Source organism: Vibrio sp. AIC-3 (assembly GCF_013114515.1).
In the GTDB taxonomy this organism is placed as follows: Bacteria; Pseudomonadota; Gammaproteobacteria; order Enterobacterales; family Vibrionaceae; genus Vibrio; species Vibrio crassostreae_C.
Window position 1 is genome coordinate 71,549 of sequence record NZ_VTXG01000010.1, and the last position, 16,684, is coordinate 88,232.

General features: G+C 46.7%; 15 protein-coding genes. 6 read left to right on the forward strand and 9 right to left on the reverse strand.

Going from position 1 to position 16,684, the window contains the following annotated elements; translation table 11 throughout:
• Positions 1–53: 53 nt before the first annotated feature.
• The gene (glpX, locus tag F0229_RS09445; RefSeq protein WP_017061153.1) at positions 54–1,061 is read right to left on the reverse strand and encodes a class II fructose-bisphosphatase; all 1,008 of its coding nucleotides are present in this window, start codon (positions 1,059–1,061) and stop codon (positions 54–56) included.
• 324 nt (positions 1,062–1,385) lie between these two features.
• Between glpX and zapB the strand changes: the two genes are divergently transcribed.
• A complete protein-coding gene (gene zapB, locus F0229_RS09450; protein ID WP_009848877.1) occupies positions 1,386–1,628 on the forward strand; it encodes a cell division protein ZapB in 243 nt (80 codons plus the stop codon).
• Positions 1,629–1,740: 112 nt separating this feature from the next.
• Here the strand turns inward: zapB and rraA are convergent, their stop codons facing one another.
• The 4 genes from rraA to hslV all read right to left on the reverse strand — a co-directional run bounded on the left by rraA (position 1,741) and on the right by hslV (position 5,353).
• Positions 1,741–2,259, reverse strand: a complete 519-nt coding sequence (gene rraA, locus F0229_RS09455; RefSeq protein ID WP_004729695.1) for a ribonuclease E activity regulator RraA — start codon at positions 2,257–2,259, stop codon at positions 1,741–1,743.
• A gap of 73 nt (positions 2,260–2,332) precedes the next feature.
• Positions 2,333–3,250: a 1,4-dihydroxy-2-naphthoate polyprenyltransferase gene (locus F0229_RS09460; protein ID WP_017061151.1), complete on the reverse strand. Its 918-nt coding sequence runs from the start codon at positions 3,248–3,250 to the stop codon at positions 2,333–2,335.
• Between the two features lie 155 nt (positions 3,251–3,405).
• Positions 3,406–4,746 (reverse strand): HslU--HslV peptidase ATPase subunit, encoded by a 1,341-nt coding sequence (gene hslU / locus F0229_RS09465; protein WP_171732711.1) that lies wholly within the window; start codon positions 4,744–4,746, stop codon positions 3,406–3,408.
• A gap of 58 nt (positions 4,747–4,804) precedes the next feature.
• Positions 4,805–5,353 carry an ATP-dependent protease subunit HslV gene (gene hslV / locus F0229_RS09470; RefSeq protein ID WP_004729692.1) on the reverse strand — a complete coding sequence of 183 codons (549 nt, stop codon included), beginning with the start codon at positions 5,351–5,353 and terminating at the stop codon, positions 4,805–4,807.
• A 298-nt stretch (positions 5,354–5,651) separates the two neighbouring features.
• On the opposite strand from hslV, the gene F0229_RS09475 reads away from it, so the two are divergent.
• Positions 5,652–5,912 (forward strand): hypothetical protein, encoded by a 261-nt coding sequence (locus F0229_RS09475; RefSeq protein WP_017061149.1) that lies wholly within the window; start codon positions 5,652–5,654, stop codon positions 5,910–5,912.
• 108 nt (positions 5,913–6,020) lie between these two features.
• Here F0229_RS09475 and F0229_RS09480 read toward each other — a convergent pair whose 3' ends face one another.
• The 3 genes from F0229_RS09480 to priA all read right to left on the reverse strand — a co-directional run bounded on the left by F0229_RS09480 (position 6,021) and on the right by priA (position 10,129).
• Positions 6,021–6,560 carry an SPOR domain-containing protein gene (locus F0229_RS09480; protein ID WP_017061148.1) on the reverse strand — a complete coding sequence of 180 codons (540 nt, stop codon included), beginning with the start codon at positions 6,558–6,560 and terminating at the stop codon, positions 6,021–6,023.
• Positions 6,561–6,682: 122 nt separating this feature from the next.
• Positions 6,683–7,687 carry a DNA-binding transcriptional regulator CytR gene (gene cytR, locus F0229_RS09485; protein ID WP_061039586.1) on the reverse strand — a complete coding sequence of 335 codons (1,005 nt, stop codon included), beginning with the start codon at positions 7,685–7,687 and terminating at the stop codon, positions 6,683–6,685.
• A gap of 240 nt (positions 7,688–7,927) precedes the next feature.
• Positions 7,928–10,129 (reverse strand): primosomal protein N', encoded by a 2,202-nt coding sequence (priA, locus tag F0229_RS09490; RefSeq protein WP_171732712.1) that lies wholly within the window; start codon positions 10,127–10,129, stop codon positions 7,928–7,930.
• A 331-nt stretch (positions 10,130–10,460) separates the two neighbouring features.
• Here priA and rpmE point away from each other — a divergent pair, with 331 nt between their 5' ends.
• Together rpmE and F0229_RS09500 are read left to right on the forward strand one after the other, a co-directional pair.
• On the forward strand, positions 10,461–10,679 hold the full coding sequence (gene rpmE / locus F0229_RS09495) for a 50S ribosomal protein L31 (RefSeq protein ID WP_004737142.1): 219 nt from the start codon (positions 10,461–10,463) through the stop codon (positions 10,677–10,679).
• A gap of 334 nt (positions 10,680–11,013) precedes the next feature.
• The gene (locus F0229_RS09500) at positions 11,014–12,303 is read left to right on the forward strand and encodes a malic enzyme-like NAD(P)-binding protein (protein ID WP_017061144.1); all 1,290 of its coding nucleotides are present in this window, start codon (positions 11,014–11,016) and stop codon (positions 12,301–12,303) included.
• Positions 12,304–12,469: 166 nt separating this feature from the next.
• Here F0229_RS09500 and metJ read toward each other — a convergent pair whose 3' ends face one another.
• Positions 12,470–12,790: a met regulon transcriptional regulator MetJ gene (gene metJ, locus F0229_RS09505; protein WP_004415993.1), complete on the reverse strand. Its 321-nt coding sequence runs from the start codon at positions 12,788–12,790 to the stop codon at positions 12,470–12,472.
• A 208-nt stretch (positions 12,791–12,998) separates the two neighbouring features.
• Here metJ and F0229_RS09510 point away from each other — a divergent pair, with 208 nt between their 5' ends.
• Together F0229_RS09510 and F0229_RS09515 are read left to right on the forward strand one after the other, a co-directional pair.
• Positions 12,999–14,180: an O-succinylhomoserine (thiol)-lyase gene (locus tag F0229_RS09510; RefSeq protein WP_017063681.1), complete on the forward strand. Its 1,182-nt coding sequence runs from the start codon at positions 12,999–13,001 to the stop codon at positions 14,178–14,180.
• Between the two features lie 2 nt (positions 14,181–14,182).
• The gene (locus tag F0229_RS09515; protein ID WP_171732713.1) at positions 14,183–16,594 is read left to right on the forward strand and encodes a bifunctional aspartate kinase/homoserine dehydrogenase II; all 2,412 of its coding nucleotides are present in this window, start codon (positions 14,183–14,185) and stop codon (positions 16,592–16,594) included.
• Positions 16,595–16,684 lie beyond the last annotated feature (90 nt).

Here is a 16,684-nt window from a genome sequence, read left to right on the forward strand (position 1 = left end):
AAGGCTGATACTAGGTATCAGCCTTGGAATATTCTGTTTCACCGAATTTAGGCTTACAGGATATGACCTACTACTTCTGGATCTTTACGCTCTAGGTAGTGGATAGATTTGATGCGGCGAATTGTACGGCAGCGGCCACGGATAAGCAGGGTTTCTGTGGTTGCGATATTACCTTGACGAGAAATACCTTCTAGCAAGTCACCCTTAGTGATGCCTGTTGCTGAGAATACAACGTTGTCGCTGCGTGCCATGTCTTCCATCTTCAATACGATACCCGCCGTTACGCCCATTTCTGCGCAGCGCTCAAGTTCAAGTTCACCGTGCTTGCGGTTCTCTTCTGTGTCGCCTTTCACTTCGTGGCGAGGTAGAAGACGACCGTGCATGTCGCCGTCGAGTGCGCGAATTACCGCAGCCGAGACCACACCTTCAGGTGCGCCGCCGATGCAGTACATGACGTCTACTTCACTGTCTGGCATACAGGTTAAGATAGAAGCCGCAACATCACCGTCTGGCACAGCAAATACACGAACGCCCATTGCTTGCATGTCGGCGATGACTTGATCATGACGAGGCTTAGCAAGCGTGGTTACGACTAGAGTATCAAGTGTTTTACCTAGTGCTTTAGCGATGTTTTCTAGGTTTTCTGTTAGTGGCAGTTCTAGGTCAATCACGCCTTTAGCGCCAGGGCCAACAACCAACTTTTCCATGTACATATCAGGCGCTTTAAGGAAGCTGCCTTTTTCGCCCGCAGCCAATACAGCCAATGCATTTGATTGGCCCATTGCTGTCATGCGTGTCCCTTCAATTGGGTCAACTGCGATGTCGACAGCGTCGCCGCCCACACCTACGTTTTCGCCGATGTATAGCATAGGTGCATCATCGATTTCACCTTCGCCGATAACAATCTCACCGCTAATTTCGGTTTTGTTTAATAGGCTACGCATTACTTCTACAGCAGCGCCATCTGCAGCGTTTTTATCGCCACGGCCAAGCCACTTGTAACCAGCTAGTGCTGCACCTTCTGTGACACGAGAGAATGACATTGCTAAATCGCGTTTCATGCGGACTCCAAAATTTTCAAAGGGGGAATAGAAATTTCGCGGCGAATTTTACCATATCCAAAAGGAAACGTTTGCCTTTTTGTTTTTTGGGGATTGCTCTCGATCAATTCGCAGTGGAAAACAGTTATTATTCATCAAAATAATCGGTTTGCCGTTGTGGCGGTAATCGTTCACGTCAATATTCGGTAAAAAGTGCTGTTTTTTTCATCGAATGGCGCAAAATATCGAATATATTGAGTGTTTATCCTTGCTCTGCTGAGTAGAATGGGGAAATAAGTGGAGTGAACCTTCACCATCAAACGGATAACTTAAAGGTAGGCCAGAATGTCTTTTGAAGTACTAGAGCAGCTAGAAGCAAAAATTCAAACAGCAGTAGATACAATTGCACTTCTTCAAATGGAAGTGGAAGAGCTTAAAGAAGAGAAACAAGCACTAGCAACAGAAGCTGGTGAGCTTAAAGCAAGCCGTCACGAGCTAGAGCAAAAAACTCAGCAAATGCAGGAAGAGCATTCAGCATGGCAAGATCGCATCCGTAACCTTCTTGGTAAAATGGATGACGTAGAGTAATTGACTCTTCAGATTTAAAAAAACGCCCGCTACTGAGTAGCGGGCGTTTTTGTTTGTATTCTTATGCTTCGTGTTCTTATGGTTTGTTTTATTATTTGAAGCTGAGTGAGAGTTACTCGATCTCTTCTTCTTCAACATCCAGATCAAGTTCTACATCTAAAGGCTCTGCCGAAAGAATAATGCCGGTGTTGTCAGCGTAGAGGTAATCTTCCGGCAAGAAGGTTACGCTGCCAAAGTTGACCGGTACGTCCAATTCGCCGACACCTTCTTGGCTCGCACCAACAGGGATAGAAGCCAAAGCCTGAATACCAATGTTCATGTCTTCTAGCTCATCGACTTCACGAACGCAGCCGTAAACCACAATACCTTCCCACTCATTGTCTTCAGCAAGTAGGGCAATCTCAGCATCGATCAGCGCTTTGCGTAGTGAGCCGCCACCATCGATTAACAACACACGTCCCAGACCATCTTGCTCTAATACGGAGCGAATCAAAGCATTGTCTTCAAAACACTTTAATGTCGTGATCTGTCCTGCGAAGGATGCACGTCCACCGAAGTTGCTGAACATTGGCTCCACGACATCAACTTGATCCAAATATATGTCGCACAGTGCTGAAGTGTTGTATTCCATTAGTATACCTTTTGAACAATGAGCTTACTTTGAGTATATCGGCGCTTGATCCCTTTGCAATGATTAGTCTCATTTAACTCAATAGAGTTTGAGCTACGACAACCCCTGCAAACAATAGGTTAGTGACCAGTGAGCATTTCACAATCACGGGCATCATTGGTGCAATTTGCGCTGGCTTTTCGGTTTCCCAAACGGCTTTGCCATGCTTGTAAACAATAATAATGCTCAGCAAAAACGGCAGGCTGATCCAGACCGGCTTTTCTTGAATAAGCAGGTAGATAGCGAAAGACGCAAGGGCGAGGCCAAGCAGAGCAAAATGATAGTGTTTGGCTTTGCGTTGTCCTAGGCGAACCGCCATGGTGCGCTTACCACATTCGCTGTCGTTTTCGATATCACGCATGTTGTTGATATTGAGTACCGCAACCGCCATCAAGCCACAGCCCAATGCCGGAAGGAATAGGCTTGGTTCAACATGGCCAGTGTGCAAGAAGTAAGTCCCTGAAACACCTAATAAACCGAAGAAGATAAATACCGATAAGTCGCCAAGGCCAATATAGCCATAAGGCTTATTACCGACGGTATAAGCGATGGCAGCAACAATGGCTAATATGCCTAACGCAATGAAAGATAAGATACTTTCAATCGAGGTTAAGGCATGAAAAATAAGAATCAGCCCAGCGACCATAGTAAACACGATGTTGAGGATGATCGCTTGCTTCATGGTTTTCGCTGTTACCGCGCCAGATTGCATGGCACGTGTTGGCCCCAGACGATTTTCGTTGTCTGTGCCTTTTACGGCGTCGCCATAGTCATTGGCTAGGTTCGATAAAATCTGTAATAGGGTGGCGGTTAAAAATGCCAGTAGGGCTATCGATAAAGAAAACTGACCACCGGCGAACGCTAAACTACTTCCTGTAAGAATAGAGACAAGTGCGAGAGGCAGAGTTTTTGGTCGTGCGGCATCAAGCCAGATCAGTAGAGATTGTTTCATCGTAGGTCTAATTCTTTGTAAGTCTTCGTTTCATACTGTGATTTGAGTATACGCCCATTTTTCGGGTAATAAAAAGCCCACTCGAAAGTGGGCCTTGAATTCGCTTATTAGCTGCTATTTCTTTGAGATAGAGCAATAAGTTAGAGTTTGGTGTGCTACAGGATGAAGCGGCTTAGGTCTTCGTCTTCAACGAATTCGCCAAGTTTCGATGTTACGTAAGCTTCATCAATCACTAGCTTGCTGCCAGCTTTGTCTGTTGCTTCGAATGAAATCTCATCCATTAGACGCTCCATCACTGTGTGTAGACGACGCGCACCGATGTTCTCAGTGGTTTCGTTTACGCGCCATGCTGCGTCCGCAATCTGGTTGATGCCATCTTCAGTGAACTCAATGTTGACATCTTCTGTTTTCATTAGGGCAATGTATTGCTCTGTTAGAGATGCTTTTGGCTCAGTTAGGATGCGTTTGAAGTCATGTGCTGATAGTGCTTCAAGTTCTACGCGGATTGGTAGACGACCTTGTAGCTCAGGGATCAGGTCAGATGGCTTAGCCACTTGGAATGCGCCTGATGTGATAAACAAGATGTGGTCAGTTTTAACCATACCGTGCTTGGTTGATACTGTGCTGCCTTCGATAAGAGGCAGTAGGTCACGCTGAACACCTTCGCGAGATACATCTGGGCCTGAACTGTCGCCACGCTTACAGATTTTGTCGATCTCATCGATGAATACGATGCCGTTGTTTTCAGCGTTGAAGATCGCGTTCTCTTTCAGCTCTTCTTGGTTCACAAGCTTCGCAGCTTCTTCTTCCGTCAGTGCTTTGAATGCGTCTTTGATTTTCATCTTACGCTTTTTCTTGGTGTCGCCCGCTAGGTTTTGGAACATGCCTTGCAGCTGGTTTGTCATCTCTTCCATGCCTGGAGGTGACATGATTTCAACGCCCATTTGCGGTGCGGCTACATCAACTTCAATCTCTTTGTCATCTAGCTTACCTTCACGCAGTTTCTTGCGGAAAATCTGACGAGTGTTTGAAGAGGTTGTGTCTTCAGTTGATTGCTCGTTCTGACCCCAAGTATCACGCGCTGGTGGTAGAAGGGCATCAAGAATGCGTTCTTCAGCTTGTTCTTCAGCGCGGTATTGTACTTTTTCCATCGCTTGTTGGTGCGTCATCTTGATCGCAACGTCCGTTAGATCACGGATGATGGTTTCAACTTCTTTACCAACGTAACCCACTTCGGTGAACTTAGTCGCTTCTACCTTGATGAAAGGCGCGTTTGCTAATTTCGCTAGGCGGCGAGCGATTTCAGTTTTACCTACACCCGTTGGGCCAATCATCAGGATGTTTTTTGGCGATACTTCAACACGTAGGCTTTCTTCAAGCTGCATACGGCGCCAGCGGTTACGAAGAGCGATAGCCACTGAGCGCTTAGCGTTGTCTTGGCCGATAATGTGGCGATTGAGTTCGTGAACAATTTCGCGAGGAGTCATCTCAGACATGGTTTTTCCTTAATTCTTTAATCACTGTTGAATACAACGTTATTGATGGAAGCGGTCGTTACTCTGGCTTTGGCAGCTCAACGGTGCTTTCTAGTTCTTCAATAGTGTGGTGATGGTTGGTGAAGACACAGATGTCGCCTGCAATGTTCAGCGACTTTTCTGCGATTTCACGCGCATCTAAATCAGTATTTTCTAATAGTGCAGTAGCGGCTGCTTGAGCGAAGTTTCCGCCCGAACCGATCGCAATCAGGTCGTTCTCAGGTTGAACTACGTCACCGTTACCTGTGATGATCAGTGAAGCGGTCTCATCCGCTACTGCTAACAGTGCTTCTAACTTACGTAGAGCACGGTCGCTACGCCAATCCTTCGCTAGCTCAACTGCCGCTTTGGTGAGATGGCCTTGGTGCATTTGCAGCTTGCTTTCAAATTTTTCGAATAGCGTGAAAGCATCAGCCGTACCGCCAGCAAAACCGGCCAGTACTTTGTTGTTGTATAGGCGACGTACTTTACGGGCGTTGCCCTTCATTACTGTATTGCCCAGAGATACTTGTCCATCACCCGCGATGACGACTTTATTATTACGACGTACAGATACAATGGTAGTCACGAGTCGACCTCTTTTGATTATTATTTATGGTTACTACTTATATGTGGCTCCACTATCATGAATTCAAGTGCCACTTTTAATGGTATGTCATATCAAAAAAACTAAATGTTACCAGTTGTTTCAAGCATCCATTACCTGTTGAGCCTATGTGTGGCAAGGGTTGGTGGGTTAATAGTTTGTGATAAATATAAAAAAAGATAAAACAAATTTCTAACGTGAAATGGTTAACACTTTTTGTTTGATTTATAAGGAATGATGTTCACTAATCAGTGGTATTCACTGCATAAGGAGTAGTGTGATGAATAGTGACAATATCAGTTTTTTTAATAGAGATATGGATCTGGATGAGCTGTCTATACTGCATCATCTGATGTATCAGGAGGCGGGCGAGTGTTCAACAGAACATCTAAAAAACTCGGTCAACGTTTTTCTTAAACGTCCATTTCCTAACGTTTTAGCGCACTTGGATTTTTTTGGTTACATCGAGATAAATAAGGAGCAGGTCTACCTGACTGACTTTGGGCTTGAGTACTACGAACAAGTACCTCAGTTTCGTTAAAACGCACTCTTTTGATTAACATACTGGTATTGCTTGTGCGATGAACTATTGAACGCTTTCAAACAGCAATAGGGGGAATCCTCTTCCCCCTATTATATATTGAGTTGATTAAGACCCGTCTTTCCAAATAGCGCAAGGTTCAATTTTCGCTCGTTGCAGCTTATGGCGATCGCGTTCTGCGTCACGCTTCAACTTGTATGGCCCTAAAACCACACGGTACCAGCTACTGCCATCTTTCTTGCGGATCTCACTTGAGATACCTTGGAAGGCAATATCCAACTTACGTGCTTCTGCCTGCGACGAGGTTTTGTAAGCGCCACACTGCATGATGTAAGGGATCTTAGAGATCTGTTGCTCTTTGGCTTTTACTTCAATCTCGCGGCTTGGCAGCGTTTCAACGTAGTCCCACTTCTCTTCAGGAGGCGGCGGAATCACTTTCGCTGGTTTTGGCTTAGGTTTTGGTTTGGTTGCCACAGGCGTTGGTGCAGGCGGCTCAGGATCATTACTCAATAGGTAAAGTCCGTAACCAAAACCACCGGCAAGGAGGATCGCCAAAAGACCACTGCGCCAAGGTTTACGGCGAGGGGCTTGTTTTTTGGTCGGTTTTTTCGTGCCACGACCGCGCTTTACATAATCTCTATTAGCCACAAGACAATTCAATAGTTGCTGATTCTGCCCTCATGGTAATCCAGATTGCGCGAGGATAATAGTGCAGAAATGGAAGCGGCACATCAAAATGTGCCGCAGATTTATAAGGGTATTTCTAAGGGTTATATTCGAGGTGGCGCTGTACTGCCTCGAACCACTAATTTAGCTTCAAGTAGACGCGAACCTGCTTGCACATCGTTGCCCTTCAATAGATCAAGCATCATCAACATCGCTTGGCGTCCAATCTCATAGCGAGGCTGAGAAATAGTGGTTAGCGGTGGATCGCAGTATTGAGCGAATTGGATGTCATCGAAGCCAACAATCGATAGGTCTTGAGGAACGCGTAAACCTAGCTTCTTCGCTTCTTGAATCGCACCAATCGCCATCGCATCGTTATGACAGAAGATAGCTGTAGGTTGTTCAGGAAGTGCCAGTAATTGACGAACCGCTTGAGCGCCCGCTTCAAAGGTGAAGTCACCGACCGTGCTATAGGCTGGATTCATTGAGACTCCGGCGCGACGCAGCGCTTGCTGGTAGCCTTGTTGGCGGAACTTACACAGTGTTGCCGATACTGGTCCTGAAATTTGAGCAATACGCTTATGACCTAACTGAGCTAGGTAGTTCACCGCTTCAAAGGCAGAGGTCAGGTTATCGATGTGTACCGTAGGCAGTTCAAGCTCAGGGGCAAACTCACACGCCATTACCATCGGCGGTAAATTCTTTTGTTCAGGTTTGCTGACATCAAACGGATGGTCAGTACCCAGCAGCAACATGCCGTCGGCTTGTTTGGTGAAAACTAAGTTAACAAACGAAGACTCGCGCTTCTTTTGCTGGCCGCTATCACCCAGTAGAACAAGGTAATCATTTTCTACTGCGGCATCTTCGATACCACGAATGATCTCGGCGAAATAAGGGTCACAGATATCAGGAACAATAGTGATGATGGTTTTTGATTCGTTGCGACGTAAGTTTCTAGCTAATGTATTGGGTGAGTATCCAGCTTCAAGTACTGCTGTTTCCACTCGTTTGCGAGTCGAAACTGAGACTTTCTCAGGGTTCATCAATGCACGTGATACCGTGGCTGTTGAGACGCCTGCTAGCTGGGCAACATCCTTCATTGTCGCCATAAATTAAACCCTCTTTTAAGTTCCTTTGCCGCCTAAGCATCTAAGGCGTGAATAATAAATGTAATCGAATAGATATTATGAAAGTGTTGCTAACACTTTTTTTATTGCAATATTTTATTCGTTTAATCCGTGTAAAGTTACGGCTAGATTAACAAAAATCACATGACTAGTGTGAAGTTGCTCACGAGAAATATGAAATATTTGTGAACAAACTTATCATTAGTTTTAACCCAAGTGGGTTTAACTCAAATCTTGCGGCTCAATATCGAGTGACCAGCGAACTTTTTTCGCAGCAGGTAACATATTGATGGCCGGCTTGGCACTCATCAATAGCTTCTGCATTAACGAGCGCGTCTGAGTTTGTAAGATTAACTGCCAGCGCGATTTGCCCGCTCGTTTTGCTAACGGAGCCGGGGTTGGCCCTAACACCATGCAATATTGGTCAAACAGCGGGTGCGATTCCAATGTGTGACGAACCTGACGCAAGAACTCTTCCACCAAGCGAGTGTCATTGGCTTCTGCTCTAAACAGCGTCATAAAGGTATAGGGCGGTAACATTGCCTGCTTACGTTCTGCCAGCGCCGTCTGAGCAAAATGGTTGTAGTCTTTGTGTAGCAAGGCTTGCAGCAACCCATGTTCTGGGTGGTGAGTCTGTAAGATCACCTCACCGGGTTTGCTTGCTCGTCCTGCTCGTCCCGCGACTTGGATGAATAGCTGGGCAAGACGTTCAGACGCTCGGAAGTCACTGCTATATAAAGAGCCATCCACATCTAATAACGCCACAAGTGTCACGTCAGGGAAATGGTGACCCTTAGCGAGCATCTGCGTGCCGATAAGAATTTGGAATTCACCCTTACGAATCGACTCGAGTGCGCTTTCTAAGCTGCCTTTACGGCGGGTGCTGTCGCGGTCAATACGAATGGTTTTGTATTCAGGGAATAGTTGACCAAGTTGAGCTTCTAACTGCTCGGTCCCTACACCCACTGTCACTAAGTTTGCAGATCCACAGCCTTGGCAGTTGTGCACGATATGCTGCTGAGAACCACAGTGGTGGCAGCGCATCTCATTGCTGTATTGGTGATAGGTGTAGTAAGCATCGCAACGTTTACACTCGGCTGTCCAACCACAATCGTGACACATCAATGCGGGAGAAAAACCTCGGCGATTGAGGAATAGCATCACTTGGTTGCCAGCTTTGAGGTGTCTTTGCATCTCTGCAATTAACGACGCAGACAAACCACTTTCTAGATATTCACCTTTAACGTCCAACACCTTATTGGTGGTCGGCAGTGCGACACCCGCACGTGAAGTCAGGGTGAGATAACTGTATTTGCCGATCTGAGCGTTGTGCAGCGTCTCAAAGGCCGGAGTCGCCGAGCCTAACACAACTGGAATCTGCGCTTTGTGCGCACGCATGATCGCCACATCACGAGCGTGGTAGCGCAGGCTATCTTGCTGTTTATAAGACGCGTCGTGCTCTTCATCGACAATGATAATACCTAGGTCAGCAAACGGCGTGAACAGAGCTGAACGGGTACCAATCACGATGCCTGCTATTTTATCGCGCGCCGATAACCACGCATTCAGGCGTTCTGAATCGTTTAAACCTGAGTGGATAACCTCAACAGGCACATTAAAGCGTCGCTTGAAGCGGTTAATCGTTTGAGGAGTGAGAGCAATCTCGGGCACGAGCACTAACGCTTGTTTACCTTGATCGAGAATCGGCTTAATCATATTCAGGTAAACCTCGGTCTTACCTGAGCCAGTAACGCCCTCTAACAGGAAACAACCAAAGTCGGTTTGGCTATTTACGGTCGCAATCGCGATGGCTTGTTCGGCATTGAGCTTAGGTTTGTCTTGGTCATTCTCAAGTTCAACTGGCCAAGGTTGGCGCTTCGGCTTTTTCTCTACCGATTCAATCCAGCCTTTCTCTTCTAGCGTTTTGAGTACGGCGCTGCCAACTTCTTCATCAATGAACTCTTGATGAGGAACCGGGCCGTGTTCAAGCATGTGCATCACTTTGGCTTGCTTGACCGCGCGACCAAAACCTTGCATCAGTTGGTCTTTGCCTGATGGCGTTAACTGCCACTCAACCAGCGTCGCGAAGTCGGCGGCTTTGCCTTTTCTTAGAGCGCTCGGAAGGGCGTTAGCAAAGGTTTCGCCAAGGGGGTACTGATAAAACTGACTGCACCACATTAACAGTGAATAGACAGATTCCGGCCAAACGGGTTGGTTGTCTAATAAGGCTTTAATGGGCTTGAGCTTGTCTAGCTCGAATTCTGATTCGTTAACCAGAGCCGTGACAATCCCAGTTAAGGTTTGTCGTCCAAAAGGCACAGAGACGCGACCACCAATAATCGGGAATAGGTGGTTTGGAATCTTGTAATCGAACTGCTTGTCGAGTGGAACAGGCAGCGCCACACGGGCAATCATTGGACGCATAAAGGGACGGCTTTATCTGAGTTGACGAGAGCGAACAGTCTAAAGGATAAGGCGCTTAAATTCGAGAAGCAGTTTGGTTGAAGGCGGCGAGTTAGCGTATACAGACAACGACAGCCCGAAATCTCAGGCCGATAAAGGAAATAAAGAGAGAATTGGTGAAAAATGTATCAAATCAGTTGATCCTACCTTATAGATTCATTACTATACTGCGCCTTAAAGGTATGGCTTCATCACTCTTTTGTGTCGATGCGGTGTCTTTATTTCTTTTTTAAACTACGTGTGGTGTGCGGCTTAGAATCGTATAGCGACACGGCCTACTTGAGGTTATCCCATGAAAGCTGGAATCCACCCAGAATACAAAGCAGTTACTGCAACTTGTTCTTGCGGCAACACATTTGAGTTCAACTCAACTCTTGCAAAAGAATCTATCCACCTAGACGTATGTGACAAATGTCACCCGTTCTACACTGGTAAGCAACGTATCGTAGATACTGGCGGCCGTGTTGATCGCTTCAACAAGCGTTTCGGTGCTCTTTCTAGCAAGAAGTAATTCTCGCTATTTAGACATGAAAAAGGACACTTCGGTGTCCTTTTTTGTTGCCTGCAATTTAAGAAAGCACTGATTTTCATTCAAGCTTCAATCCCGCCCAACGATTAAGGTGCCTACCTTTCTATTGCAGGGCAATTCCTTGCGTATCTCTCTTCACCAAAATTCAGCTCGAAAGTTCAACAAGCGACAGTAATTTCAACTGCTCACTGGTCTTATTAGTAGTGAAATCTCGTTTTTTAATGAGACAGAGGCTCCAACCACCTAGGAACTTTGAAGTACATCCATTAACATGAGCAAGATCCCCCAAATAATAATATCCTAGGAACCTACACCTATGTCTGAAGACAGCAGCCAAGCTCAATCCTCTCAAGAATTATCGCCTCAAGAACAATTCCGTCAGCAAGCTCTTGATTATCATGAGTTCCCGATTCCAGGCAAAATTGCCGTAGAACTGACGAAGCCTGCAAACTCTGCAGAAGACCTAGCACTTGCATACAGCCCAGGCGTGGCTGAGCCTGTTCGCGAGATCGCACAGAACGTTGATAACGTCTATAAGTACACAGGTAAGGGCAACATGGTTGCTGTTATCTCTAACGGTACAGCGATTCTTGGCCTAGGTAACCTTGGTCCTATTGCTTCTAAACCTGTAATGGAAGGTAAAGCGCTACTGTTTAAGCGTTTTGCTGGTTTAGATTCTATCGATATTGAAGTAAAACACCGCACAATCGATGAGTTCGTTGATACGGTTGCGAATATCGCAGATACATTCGGCGGTATTAACCTGGAAGACATCAAAGCACCAGACTGTTTTGAGATTGAACGTCGCCTGATTGAGCGTTGTGATGTACCGGTATTCCACGATGACCAACACGGTACTGCGATTGTAACGGCAGCGGGTATGCTGAACGCGATCGAACTTCAAGGTAAGAAACTTGAAGAGTGTAAGATCGTTTGTTTAGGTGCTGGCGCAGCAGCGGTTGCATGTATGGAACTACTGATTAAGTGTGGCGCTCAGCGTGAGAAGATTTACATGCTTGACCGTAAAGGCGTGATTCACACTCGTCGTGATGATCTGAACGAATACAAAGAGCTATTCGCAAACAACACGGATAAGCGCACACTTGAAGATGTTATCGAAGGCGCTGACCTGTTCTTAGGTGTATCGGGTCCTAACCTACTGCCTGCTGAAGCACTAACGTTGATGGCTGATAAGCCAGTTGTGTTTGCATGTTCAAACCCAGATCCAGAGATCAAACCTGAGCTTGCACACGAAGTTCGTTCTGACCTTATCATGGGTACAGGCCGTAGTGATTACCCTAACCAAGTAAACAACGTACTTTGTTTCCCATTCATTTTCCGTGGTGCATTAGATGTGCGTGCAAGCGAAATCAATGACGAAATGAAGCTAGCGGCGGTTAAAGCGATTCGTGAACTGGCGAAAGAAGAAGTTCCAGCTGAAGTACTAGCAGCTGCGGGCGAGACTGCACTGGAGTTCGGTAAGGGTTACATCATTCCTAAGCCAATGGACCCACGTCTACTTCCTCGCGTAGCACGAGCAGTTGCGGAAGCGGCTGTTGAATCTGGCGTAGCTCGTATCGAGATGCCTGCTAACTATATGGCTTAATAGCTGTTGCTCTATTGAGCCAAAAAGAATAATAAAAAACCGACTCATCTGGAGTCGGTTTTTTTATGTCTATCATTCACAGCGCAATCATAAAAAGCTATGCGGGATGTGATAAATAAGGTTCAGCTAGAGCGAATCAATAATGAAGGCAGTGACTGAGTTGTTTTTATTCTTCGTCAAACGCTTCGAACTCGATACCCATCTCTGTCATCAGCTTTTTCACTTCAGCAGGAATATCGTCTGGGCGGTCTTTACGAAGGTCTTCATCCGTTGGTAGTGGTTGGCCTGTGTACGCATGTAGAAAGGCTTCGCACAGTAGCTCACTGTTTGTTGCATGGCGTAGGTTATTAATCTGGCGGCGAGTACGCTCGTCAGTAAGAACCTTTAACACTTTTAGAGGGATAGAAACTGTAATTTTCTTTACTTGTTCGCTTTTCTTTCCATGCTCAGCATATGGGCTTATGTATTCACCATTCCAGTCGGCCATTGCGTACCTTCATCACTTTAGTTGTTAGAATAAATTAATAGTGGTGATTTTAGCGGGATTTACTGCCATAAGCAAAGACATATAGACGTCTAGAAGTATTGACGTCTCACGTTTATGAAAGTAAAGTGAATAACATATATCTAACACAGCCGCAAAATGCCGACAAGCCGCTGTGATTCTCAGACGCAAAACTTGTAAGGAAGCACCTATGAGCAGCCGGAAGCCAGCAACAATCGCAGTACGTACTGGTATCGAGTCAGACACGCAACACCATGCCGTTGTCCCACCCATTTATCTTTCGACTAACTATGGGTTTCCCGCTTTTGGTGAAGTGCCAAAGTACGATTACACCCGTTCTGGTAACCCAAACCGCGGTTTATTAGAGACGGCACTGTTTGAGCTTGAATCAGGCAAAGGCGCGGTTGTGACTAACTGTGGTACTTCGGCGCTTAACTTATGGGTTTCGGCTTTCTTAGGCGGCGATGATCTTATTATTGCACCGCACGATTGCTACGGCGGTACTTACCGTCTGTTTAACACTCGCTCGCTAAAAGGTGACTTCAAAGTTCTGTTCGTTGATCAATCGGATCAAGCAGCGCTGGATGCGGCGCTCGCGCTTAAGCCAAAGTTGATCTTAATTGAAACCCCATCGAATCCACTGGTTCGCGTGGTTGATATTGCAGAAACTTGCCGTAAAGCGAAAGAGGTTGGTGCTCTGGTTGCTGTCGACAACACGTTTTTGACACCTGTGTTCCAAAAGCCTTTAGAGCTGGGTGCTGATTTTGTTATCCACTCAACCACTAAGTACATCAATGGACACTCAGATGTTATTGGTGGCGTTGTGGTCACTAAGACAGAAGAACACGCTGAAGAGTTAGCATGGTGGGGCAACTGTATTGGTGCGACTGGCACACCATTTGATAGCTACATGACTTTACGTGGTATTCGTACGCTAGGTGCGCGTATGCGAGTTCACGAAGAAAGCTCACGTGAAATTCTAGCGTCTCTGCAGCAACAAGATCTTGTTGGCACTATTTACCACCCAAGCCTTCCTGAACATCCGGGTCATGATATCGCGAAGAAACAGCAATCGGGCTTTGGTTCCATGCTCAGTTTTGAGTTTGCGGGCTCATTCGAGGCGCTTAAATACTTTGTTGATAAGTTAGAGCTGTTTTCTTTGGCAGAATCATTGGGCGGTGTTGAAAGCCTGATTTGTCACCCTGCGTCGATGACTCACCGCGCGATGGGTGAAGAAGCCTTAGCAGAAGCGGGTGTTTCTCAGCAACTACTGCGTCTATCTGTTGGCCTTGAAGATGCAGAAGACCTAATCGATGACCTCAAGCAAGCGTTTGAAAGAACACAGCGCTTTATCGCTGAAGGGGAGGGTTAATAATGGCAACCTTTCGCCAGCTACATAAATTTGGTGGCAGCAGTTTAGCGAATCCTGAATGTTACCAACGCGTGGTCAACATTCTTAGAGAATACTCATCAGCATCTGATTTGGTGGTGGTATCGGCAGCAGGCAAAACAACCAACCGTTTGATTGAATTTGTTGAAGCGCTCGACAAAGATGGTCGTATTGCCCATGAATGCCTACAAGCACTTCGTCAGTTCCAACTCGATCTGATTGAAGCACTGCTTGAGGGTGAATCAGCCGCACAACTTACTTCAACCATTCAACAAGAATTTACCGCTTTGGGTGAGCTAACGGCTCCCTTGAGCGAAGCACAAAAAGCAAAAGTGCTTGGACACGGTGAGGTTTGGTCTTCACGTCTACTAGCGGCTTTGTTGTGCCAGCATGACTTACAAGCAGTTGCTCAAGATGCGCGTGCTTTTTTACGTGCAGAAGTGGGTGCTCAGCCTGAAGTCGACCGCGCACGTTCTTACCCTCTGATCAAAGAAGCTCTGGCGCAGCATGCACATTGCCGCGTGGTGATTACGGGCTTTATGGCTCAGAACTGCGAGGGTGAAACCGTACTGCTTGGTCGCAACGGTTCGGATTACTCAGCGACCGTGATTGGTGCTTTGGCTGAAGTTGAACGCGTGACGATTTGGAGTGATGTGGCGGGCGTTTACAGCGCTGACCCTCGTCTGGTTTCAGATGCGTGTCTATTGCCTCTACTTCGCCTTGATGAAGCCAGCGAATTGGCTCGTCTTGCCGCTCCAGTGCTTCACAGCCGAACGCTACAGCCTGTGGCTCAAAGTGCTATGGATCTCAGCTTACGCTGCAGCTATCAGCCGGAGGCGGGCTCTACACAGATCGAGCGTGTACTGGCATCGGGTCGTGGCGCAAAAATCATTACCTCTTTGGATGAAGTGCTTATCGTGCAACTGACCTTTGGTCACGGGCACGATTTCGACCGTCTAGAAAGTGAGGTGCTTGAAGGGCTTAAGCGTGCTCAACTAGAGCCGCTGGCTTATGAGTTAGAACCGGATCAACACTGCTTGCGCCTTGCCTACACGGAAGAGATCGCTGGTGGTGCGCTGGAATATCTGCAAGATCACGCGATTGAAGCTGAGATTAAGCTGAAAGAGGGCTTCTCTCTTATTGCTGCTGTAGGTGCGGGCGTAACGAAGAACCCGAACCACTGCTACGGTTTTTATCATCAGCTAAAGAGTTCATCGGTTGAGTTTATCTCTGAAGCGAACTCTGGCCTGAGTTTAGTGGCAGTGATTCGTAAGAGTGAAACATCGAGCCTAGTGAAGGGCATTCACTCTCAACTATTCCAAGCGCAGAAGCGTGTTGCGATTGCCTTGTGTGGTAAGGGTAACATTGGTTCAAGCTGGTTAAGCCTGTTTGCTGAGCAAAAGGCTGAGCTCGAAAAGCGTCGCGGAATGAACTTTGAATTGGTTGCTGTGGTTGATAGCCAAACCTATTGGTTCGACGACCAAGGTATTGATGCAACCTCTGTCGGTGAGCGCTTCGATGATGAAGCGATTGCTAACAATGGAAACGACTGGCTGGAGCGTTTAGGCTCTATTCAGGGCTACGACGAAGCTGTGGTTTTGGATGTGACTGCGAGCCCAGTGCTTGCAGCAAAGTATCTGCAAATCGCACAACAAGGTATTCACCTAATCTCGGCGAACAAGGTGGCAGGTTCTGCATCGAGCGAGTATTACCATCAAGTACAAGATGCTTTCGCTAAGATCAGCCGTCATTGGTTGTACAACGCGACAGTGGGTGCTGGATTGCCGATTAACCACACGGTACGTGACCTACGTGAAAGTGGCGATGACATCATTGCGTTGTCTGGCATTTTCTCGGGCACGTTGTCTTGGTTGTTCCAACAGTTTGATGGCACCGTGCCGTTCAGCGAGTTGGTTGACTTAGCATGGCAACAAGGCCTTACGGAACCTGACCCTCGTGCTGACCTAGATGGCTCAGACGTGATGCGTAAGCTGGTGATTCTGGCGCGTGAATCTGGTTTGGATATCGAACCTGAAAACGTAAAAGTGGAATCACTGGTCCCTGAAGAACTGCAAGACCTATCGGTGGATGACTTCTTTGACAAAGCTTCTGTGCTGAGTGAAGAGTTGGCTGAGCGTTTGGAGAAAGCGCACTCTCAACAGAAAGTTCTGCGTTACGTAGCGCGTTTGGAGAAGAACGGTAAGGCAACCGTAGGCGTTGAAGCACTGTCTAAAGAACACGCTCTAGCGAACTTGCTGCCTTGCGATAACATCTTTGCGATTGAGAGCAAATGGTACAAAGATAATCCGTTGGTTATTCGTGGCCCAGGTGCCGGTCGTGAAGTAACGGCAGGTGCAATTCAATCTGATCTAAACAGAATGTCTAGTCTGTTCTGATACTCATATCGGTTGGTTTGAAACTCAGATCAATTGTTTTAGTACGTAAATGGCATACTATTCACTAAGATAAATAAGGCTGAAAGCACG